Here is an 8,326-nt window from a genome sequence, read left to right on the forward strand (position 1 = left end):
GCCTGTACAGACTCAATCTTGAGCAATTGGAGACTGTTCCATTCAAGCTGTTATAGCTCGAAATCAGTTGCTCACAACATTGGTTCAATTTGATGTTTTGTTGATCACTACAATCCTAGTTCACGAAGAAAAAATCATGGCTACCAACTTTCCGTTGCATCGCGCGATTAAAAAGATTTTGGATGACCCAAACTCAAGACCAGAAATACCAGGCTTAGAAGAAGACTGGTTGCCTCACAATTGGTTGGCAAGCATCCCAGATAGCAAGAAACTTTCAGAACTGACCATTCCCGGCACACACGACAGTTGTACATACACCTTAAAACCTGGAGAACTAGCAACTCCTATAACTAGAACTCAGCGCTTAACATTGGAACAGCAGTTAAACGCTGGAATCAGGTTTCTTGATATCCGGTGCAGACACATTGAAAATGCCTTTGCCATACATCACGATCGAGTTTACCTACGCTTAAATTTTGATGATGTCCTCAAGGAATGCACAGCTTTTCTAACTGCAAATCAAAGCGAATGTATTGTGATGTCTGTGAAAAATGAACACACAGAGGGAGAGGGTGTTACACGCACATACGAGGCTACTTTTGATTCGTATCTACAAGGTGTCAGCAAGGAGTTTTGGTATTTGGGTGATACTATTCCTAATCTCAAGGATGTTCGTGGAAAAATTGTTTTGCTGCGACGTTTTGGATTAGATGAAAGACCCAATCGTACTGGGACTAAAGGCATAGATGCCTCAGCTTGGCCAGATAACACAACATTCGAGATTAAAAACGAGAAAGTTCGTTTAATAAAGGTGCAAGACCAATACAAGGTTGAATCAATTGTGGTGATAGCAGGTCTGTTTGATGTCAGGGAGAAATGGAACAGAATCAAAGATCTACTTGATGAGGCACAAAAGGACAAAAGCCAAGATCATTGGTACATCAATTTTACAAGTGGCGCTTCTATTGGGGCATACCCTAATGCCGTCGCTGGTCGAATCAATGATAGCGTATCTGCTTACGTTGAGGATAAGTCTCTTTCTAACGTTCGACTTGGCACAATCGTGACAGATTTTCCGGACGACGATGATAAAACTGACATGGTTGACCGGATTATCGGAGTTAACTTTCGCTAAAGGTGTTATGCACTTTCCGCCGAGCTGAAGGTATAACAAGAAAACCCGATTCATCGCCAATATTTACAGGCGGATTTTTTGAGGACGATGAGCCACAGGCTCCGCTTCTGCGTATTTTCATGCAAATGGGGCGTTGAGGTTCAGTGAAAATAGGGTGCCGAAGTTTGTGCAATTTTGCAGCTTTGCTGTCGCATGCATTAACGCTGTTTATTGCCAATACCTTAGTATTACAGTTGCATTTAATCGGAGGACAAAACTGACCTCTTCTTTGTAATAGCGGTTCGATCGCCGCTTTCGTAAATGGTGCATTAAGCGCTATCTAATTCCCCTCCGAATGACTTAACAATAGTGGGTTACGCTAACGCTAATCCACCCTACGAAATCCCACCTGTAAATTTCCGGCGATAAATCATACTTCTTGACGAGACGCAGAGCCTTTCATACCTCGACTCATTGCCAATCACCGGATTATTTACAGGTGGATTTTTTGAAAGCGATCTTACTCAAAGACTTCATTGCCGCAGTTGTGTAGTTTGAGTGTCTGCGTAAATTGCGGTCATCCGAAGCGCGCCTCTGATCGCTGCAATACAGCCATGTCTTCCTCATCCAGGGCAACCGGGCTGCCGCTCCGAATCAGTTCTGCAAACTCTTCGTTGGGAACCATAATGGTCAGCGTATAGAGACGACCCACCCCTTGATTTTCAATCATATGAGTTCCAGTCGGCGGCACCAGAATACTGTCTCCAGAGCGAATGTCCACCGTCTTGCCGTCGCAGGTGACTCTGCCTTCTCCCTTGAGAACAAAAAACATTTCCACGGCTGTTTGATGCCGATTGGGGGGCGTTTTTCCACCCACATCAAAAATCTCTATGCAGTAGGTCAAAGATAGATGGCTGATCAGCGGATCAAATACGATCGCTAATCGATTCGTTGCCTTTGGACTAATGCGATAAGCCTGATACTCAGTCGGTGTTCTGAATAATGGAATGACGCACTTTTTCGTGGCAATGTTCATCGCGGTTTCTCCTTTGAGCATGAACGAGAACGAAGATTTGATCTCATGTCTGCTTCTAAGTTAGAAAGAAGAGCCGCTAAAAAATTCTGAACTTCTTCGGGTAAAGGTTTGAAGAAGTTCGGAAAAGGTCGCCTCAACTCGTTTAAGCATTGCTTCGGGGAGTCAATTTCTCAACACTTCGTATTAAGCAGGACTCGGATTACTTGGATAAGATTTACTCGTGTGGCTCTCTCGGTGCTATGTTTTTTGTGTATCTACAGCGTATAACCGGGAAGCTTTTTTACCGCTTCGATTGTCGTTTAAAACATGCGCTTTAACTGATCGGTGAAATCGGCAATTTTTGTCGATGTCTAATCTGAGTTCTTAAGCTATGATACGCCAGAGATAAACAGGCATTGGTGCAGAGAGACTGCATGTACGATTCTAGGAATTAGATTGTACAAGATCGAACCCGATGAATATATCTCAGCACAAGCAGTCAAAATATCTAACCGTACTCTATCCAAACTAGCTTCAGTCATAAAGTAGAGGTTGCTGATGACTTCACAACAAAATTCATTCTCAGAACAGCCTAATTCAATGTCAAGTGAGGTCGTAACGATTCGCCCTGATACTGAAATATTGACTCGTCAGCGCTTACCTTACTTTGTTGGCATTTCTAGAAGTACGGTTGGCGCGAAGGGAATTTCGATGAACTTAGTGATTATTCCAGCAGGCGGAACGGCTGAACCACATTTCCACCGCGACTATGAAACCGCGATTTATCTGATTAAAGGGCGGGTCGAAACTCGGTATGGTGAAGGACTCAAACAATCGGTTATCAACGAGGCGGGTGACTTCATCTTTATTCCGCCAGGTGTTCCACATCAACCTCACAATCTCAGTGCGACTGAGCCTGCTCATGCACTCGTGGCGCGAAACGATCCGAACGACCAAGAGAATGTTGTTCTCTACGATCCAACTTCAGGCAAGTAAAGCAGATTCTTTACCTAGCGAGAAACTCTTTTTGCACAAGGGCATGCTTTAAAGCCTTTCGCTTCGTTCACTCCCGTGCAGAATTCCAGGTTACTACTGGCGAATTCGTTATGAGCAATGTCCTGCAAAATAGAACAATAATCGATTGTTTGCCTTGATCAGTTCAGGAAGCTCTGCTTTGAGCAGATTCCGAAGATTCTCTAAACCCGCATCTTGATCTCGCAGCAATCGCACTTGATACCGATGCTGAGTGTCAAGCAGTCTTGCGATCGCTTCAGCCTCATTAACTGCATTCTGCAAGGATTTGATGCTATTACCATATTGATTGATCCCGATGACAACCGCAATGGTTAAATTCCTGCATCGTTTACCTCTGGCTGATTGTGCCTGAATGAATGACTTCTGGAAACATCTTTACCAGCGACTCAAAGCAAATCACTACCCCACCTAACCCACTGATCCAGCCTTTAGTGAGCAACTACTCAATTTTTGCCCTGGAAGGTCATCGTCATCGTCGAGAACGGCGCTTATTGATGCCCCCATTTCATAGCGAACGAATGCGGACTTATGGTTCAGATATTCTCAGTTTGCTGATATCTGCTTAGGATGAATCCGGGCAACCGATGTCGGATGCAGAATTGCATGATGAATTAATCACATTACTAATTGCAGGGCATGAAACGACTTCCAGCGCGATCGCTTGGGCACTCTACCAGATTCATCGTCATCCCTTGGTTCATCAAACGCTGCAAGCTGAACTTGCCCAATTTCACAAGTTCAACACTCCGGCTTCAGTCGCACAGCTTCCCTATCTCACTGCCGTTTGCAATGAAACACTACGCATCAGCCCAGTGGTGATGCTGACCGTTCCGCGAGAAGTCAGAGAGTCGATCGTCCAATATAGTTACGAGAAGCAAGCGCAGTCAAAGCTAACTCTCCACCCGAACATCCTCTCGTTGTTCCCGCATTCGATCGACGATTTTTAGGTGCAGGTTTTTGATTACTGTGCTGTTTGCGTTTGTTTTGGCTCATAATCTACTCCTATCATGGGTTGTCCGGGTGTAGCTTATTCGCCTGTCCAGTTTTTTGGTTCCACCTCACAGTTCATCTGCGAAATAACCGTACTGTTCATTTGTAAAAAGATGAAGCAGCAGTTTCACATCTGCTAAACAGCCTAGAAAGGCAACATCGCGGTTGTGAAACTGCTTAAATCGACTCAGCATACGTTCAGTTCTACTGTGATTAGTTTTCTAACTATTGAACCATTTAATTCACAGTGAAAGGTGCTTACACTTGAGATTTTGGCGTTGCTGAACAAAGGGATGAATCAAGTGAGTACGGGTATTGACCAATACTTTAGGTAATGGAGGAGCAATCGCAGCGAATGCTTTAGCATTTCGACCGACTTGGAGTAACACAAGGTCTTGCGATGCAATCGAGCTAAGTCGTGACGTAAGCGGGTATTCTCGCCTTCGACTCTCGTCATGTACGTCTTGCTCACAAGGTGGTCGCCTTCCTCAATAAAACCGGGATAAACCTTCCAGCCATCGGTGACATAGAAGTAGCAATGCCAGCAACAGACAATCTGCCACAAGGGTTTGAACGTCTCTGCGCTGTGACTCCCACCACCCAAGCGAGAATGCCCGCCCGGAAATGGTTCACGGCTGTCCAGATCCACATTTTGTTTTTTTTGACCCGACAAAGGTTTCTAGTTCGTCGAGTTCTCCCACCTCTGGAATCTCCGACTCCTGTGGGGCATCCGGCAGTTGCTGTCCGAGTTGCTTGACCCAATGAATCACCGTTGTGTGATGCACGCCAGTACAGCGCTCAATCGCGCGAAATCCCATGCCGTTGACGTAACGCATCAAGCAATCCTGCTTGGTTGCTTCGCTGTAGCCTTTGGGTGGGTCATAGCCTTCAATAAATTGGCGACCGCAGGCGCGACAGATGTGATTTTGCTTGCCTCGCCGTTTCCCGTTCTGGCGAACCTCAGTAGACCCACAGTATCGACACTGCATAGTACAATACCCTCATTCATCCCTCCATTATGCAACGCCGAGATTTTTTAAGACTTCAAGGAGCGTCTTATCTAGTACAAGCAAAGAAAATATTCTAGAATTAGCATTGTTACGGCTGTCCTGGTCAAACGGCTACGAGATATCTGCTCTAACCGATCGCGTCTGTTGTGGTTAGGCGGGGCGATCGCACTATTCGCGATCGGACTGTATCAAATAGGTCTGAGTGTTCTCAGTCAAGGGGGATGGCTACCGTTGATTCCAGCCCTGTTCGCTGTATTTCTGACTGCAATCGGTCTCATAATTTGTCTGGAATCGCAGCGCAGATCATTGTAAAAGATAAGAGTACCTCTTATCGATTGGGAGTTGGACGATCGTGAGTCATTCTAATCTGAACGGCAACTGCTGGATAATGTCTATTGCGCTAGTGGTTGGGCTAACCTCACAGGCTAGTTCATCTGCTCAAATAGTGAGTGATACCGTTCCGGGAGCGCTGCGCGATCGAGTTCCTGATCCTGATTTGGCGATCGCTCAACGTCCACCCGCTCCGCCGCCCAGCCCGCCGCCCAATGACACCCGACCCGGTGGAGGACTCGGTTCTCATGATCCACTGTTGTGCAATTCGCTCAATCAGTCGGTACGAGCATTGCTTCCGGTTGCCAATCCTGTTTTAACCACAACAGATTCTCCAACCTTTTTGTTTTATGTGCCGTTTGCAGCCGAGCAAGTAAAGTTTGGAGAATTCACTCTGCTAACCTGGCCCGGAGAGCAACAGCGCCTCTATCAAGTTCGTTTTACGCTACCGAAAACGCCTGGAATTGTTAGCGTTAAGCTGCCACCTCAGCCTGCACTGCAACAAGGAAAATCTTATCGCTGGTATTTCCAGCTTTACTGTCGAAATGGCACAGGCGCACAGCCTGATTTAACCGTCAACGGCATGGTGCAGCGAGTCGCACTGACTGCGGAACGAGAACGTCAAATCAGGGCTGCCACACCCGATATTTGGTATGACGCTTTGGCGCAAGTTGCGGCTCAACTCCAGTCATCCCCCCAAAACTCGAAGCTGAGATCGGACTGGCGATCGCTCTTACAAACCATTGAATCTGAGGACTTCGCTCAAGAACCTCTAGTTGGTTCAGTCATTCCTCTGAAAGCTGCTTCCCCACAACAATAGCGTTTTTTTAGCTAAACCAACAGACGCAAACATTAAAACTCTTTTTTTCATCTATGTCATCTACTTTGTCAAGATTAATCTGGTCGTTGATTGGCTTCTGGTATTTTTCACCGTTTCTGAGTCTCAACTTGTTAGATACTGAAAATTCAGTACTTTTGGGAATTGTGATTGTCAGTGCCTTTCTCCTTCTAAGCTCCAGTGGATTACTAATTGTGACTAGTTCTCGACCAACTTGGGCTGTTCGGACGACAGGAGCGATCGTCGGAATGGGAATAATTCTGATCGCAGGATTATCGATTCTGACACCTGGAATTACTCCCAGTGCTGCCGCAGGTAGTCTGTATCTTGCTGCCGGAATTTTGCTTGTAATGACTACCCAAGCTCTTACAAGTGCACGTTCTAATCAACAAAAGCGAAACTTTATGATTTGGGGTGTGCTGATAGTAGCAGGGTTAGTAGGGTTAATTATCTTATTTCACTTCTCTTATTTGGGGCCATTTACTTTATTATCACTACCCTTTATTCCGTTTTTGTTTGCGTCAATCATACCAGATTTAATTTGTATTCTTCGTGCAAACGCACAGTCATTTCTGTTTTTACGATCGGCATTAATACTAGCTCCAATAGTTCTATTTACCTTGATTGTAATATTTTCTGGAAGAACCCTTTATAATGGCGCAATCAACTGGAGTGTACAAGTTATTCAGTTAGGTTTTGCTACTACTGTAGCTGCGATAGTCTGCCATTATTTCCAGAACATTGATTCTGCTAACCAATCTGCTATTGAAGGTAATCAAAGACGCGGTATTACATTCCTGCTAGTGACGATATTAGTGGGTGGACTTATTGGAATACAAGGATACAGTAATTTTCTTAAAGAAGAAGTCGCTCCAGGTGAACGGTTTAGCACTCTGAAAAGTCCAATCTATTTGCAAAAGATACTATACACAAGGCTTTGGATCAAAACAGTAGCCATCAGTCCAGATGCACAGTTTCTTGCGATCAGTGGAAGTTCTCTGGAGAGAAATGAGAAAGACTTAGTCGAACTTTGGAGTCTAGAAACTGGGAAATTCATTCAAAGTTTTTTTGGAGAGTTTCCAGTATTTGCTGGCGATCGCTCCAACGGTTCTGTTCTTATCATGGATTCTGGTAAGAATCTCGTCAAAGTATGGAGTTTAAGAAATAGAGAGCTTCAAATAGAAACTCCGCAGGACAAAGCATTGCTACAAAGTAGAAAAGAAGGACAAATTCAAGCGGTATCTTTACCTTCGTTTGCTTCCCAGAATGGAATTTTCTTAGCTTCCAGTACCGACAATAAGGTGCTGGTAACTGGGCTGACGATAACTAACCTTTCTACAAAAGGTTTAGATAAAAGTTTAAACAATCGGATTCTAGTATGGAATCGTCACAGCGGCAAACTCATTTGTTCTCTTAGTAGTGACAATATTCACCGATCCAATGCTGCTGCACAATTCACAATTGCCCTGAGTTCAGATGGACAAGTCATGGCAAATATTGCTTCACCAAATGGTAAATCAGGAAGGATTTATATTTGGCGGTTACCTAAGCAGTAATGATTTGCTCTGTTTCGAGACTCACACTTGCTGATCAGCAGGTTGTTCAAGACTGTAGTGGTGACCTATGAGGGATACCTGTTTAGTGTTGGGTTTAGTGTTGGAAATGTGACTAAAGAATGAAACAGCTTTTTCCGGCGTTGCTGAATCAGGGGATGAATTGCCCCAAAGCGGCGGGAAACCCAAGGTTCAAAGTCCCTCAATTTTGGGGGATTTAGGGGGCGAAAAGATGAACACTTCCTACGCATTCATCCCTCCAATCAGCAGCGCCCTTTTTCCACCATAGCTTAAAAATTGATTAATCTCTTGCTGGATCAGGAAGCTGATTCTTAAGGTCTTGCAAGGACTGCTCTAATTTAATCGGGTAAACCCCCAGCACAGCTCTGACTATTACCCATAAGTTCGGCTTTCACTAAACGGGAACAGGACAGGAATATG

Annotated in this window: 8 protein-coding genes and 1 pseudogene; 6 read left to right on the forward strand and 3 right to left on the reverse strand. The window is 44.8% G+C overall.

All coding sequences use genetic code 11. The features are described from left to right. The first annotated feature begins 79 nt into the window (after window positions 1-79). The gene (locus ACJ2PR_RS25670) at window positions 80-1,135 is read left to right on the forward strand and encodes a phosphatidylinositol-specific phospholipase C (RefSeq protein WP_446879080.1); all 1,056 of its coding nucleotides are present in this window, start codon (window positions 80-82) and stop codon (window positions 1,133-1,135) included. Window positions 1,136-1,691: 556 nt separating this feature from the next. On the opposite strand, the gene ACJ2PR_RS25675 is transcribed toward ACJ2PR_RS25670, so the two are convergent. After that, the gene (locus ACJ2PR_RS25675) at window positions 1,692-2,150 is read right to left on the reverse strand and encodes a cupin domain-containing protein (RefSeq protein WP_446879081.1); all 459 of its coding nucleotides are present in this window, start codon (window positions 2,148-2,150) and stop codon (window positions 1,692-1,694) included. Window positions 2,151-2,687: 537 nt separating this feature from the next. On the opposite strand from ACJ2PR_RS25675, the gene ACJ2PR_RS25680 reads away from it, so the two are divergent. After that, window positions 2,688-3,125: a cupin domain-containing protein gene (locus tag ACJ2PR_RS25680; protein ID WP_446879082.1), complete on the forward strand. Its 438-nt coding sequence runs from the start codon at window positions 2,688-2,690 to the stop codon at window positions 3,123-3,125. 108 nt (window positions 3,126-3,233) lie between these two features. Here the strand turns inward: ACJ2PR_RS25680 and ACJ2PR_RS25685 are convergent, their stop codons facing one another. Further along, window positions 3,234-3,518, reverse strand: coding sequence for a caspase family protein (locus ACJ2PR_RS25685; RefSeq protein WP_446879087.1), 285 nt, complete (start codon window positions 3,516-3,518; stop codon window positions 3,234-3,236). 2 nt (window positions 3,519-3,520) lie between these two features. On the opposite strand from ACJ2PR_RS25685, the gene ACJ2PR_RS25690 reads away from it, so the two are divergent. Next, window positions 3,521-3,730, forward strand: coding sequence for a hypothetical protein (locus tag ACJ2PR_RS25690; protein WP_446879083.1), 210 nt, complete (start codon window positions 3,521-3,523; stop codon window positions 3,728-3,730). A gap of 18 nt (window positions 3,731-3,748) precedes the next feature. Continuing rightward, window positions 3,749-4,111: a cytochrome P450 gene (locus ACJ2PR_RS25695; RefSeq protein ID WP_446879084.1), complete on the forward strand. Its 363-nt coding sequence runs from the start codon at window positions 3,749-3,751 to the stop codon at window positions 4,109-4,111. Window positions 4,112-4,452: 341 nt separating this feature from the next. Here ACJ2PR_RS25695 and ACJ2PR_RS25700 read toward each other — a convergent pair. After that, window positions 4,453-5,143: pseudogene (locus ACJ2PR_RS25700) on the reverse strand (IS1 family transposase). Between the two features lie 409 nt (window positions 5,144-5,552). Between ACJ2PR_RS25700 and ACJ2PR_RS25705 the strand changes: the two are divergent. Together ACJ2PR_RS25705 and ACJ2PR_RS25710 are read left to right on the forward strand one after the other, a co-directional pair. Beyond that, on the forward strand, window positions 5,553-6,314 hold the full coding sequence (locus ACJ2PR_RS25705) for a DUF928 domain-containing protein (RefSeq protein ID WP_446879085.1): 762 nt from the start codon (window positions 5,553-5,555) through the stop codon (window positions 6,312-6,314). Between the two features lie 128 nt (window positions 6,315-6,442). After that, window positions 6,443-7,888, forward strand: coding sequence for a WD40 repeat domain-containing protein (locus tag ACJ2PR_RS25710; RefSeq protein WP_446879086.1), 1,446 nt, complete (start codon window positions 6,443-6,445; stop codon window positions 7,886-7,888). Window positions 7,889-8,326 lie beyond the last annotated feature (438 nt).

The organism is Phormidesmis sp. 146-33 (genome assembly GCF_052939515.1).

Excerpts from the sequence above, each read along its gene's own strand:
- ACJ2PR_RS25695 (WP_446879084.1), top strand. The coding sequence starts at position 3,749 with ATGTCGGATGCAGAATTGCATGATGAATTAATCACATTACTAATTGCA.
- ACJ2PR_RS25675 (WP_446879081.1), bottom strand. The coding sequence starts at position 2,150 with ATGAACATTGCCACGAAAAAGTGCGTCATTCCATTATTCAGAACACCG.
- ACJ2PR_RS25680 (WP_446879082.1), top strand. The coding sequence starts at position 2,688 with ATGACTTCACAACAAAATTCATTCTCAGAACAGCCTAATTCAATGTCA.
- ACJ2PR_RS25690 (WP_446879083.1), top strand. The coding sequence starts at position 3,521 with ATGACTTCTGGAAACATCTTTACCAGCGACTCAAAGCAAATCACTACC.
- ACJ2PR_RS25705 (WP_446879085.1), top strand. The coding sequence starts at position 5,553 with ATGTCTATTGCGCTAGTGGTTGGGCTAACCTCACAGGCTAGTTCATCT.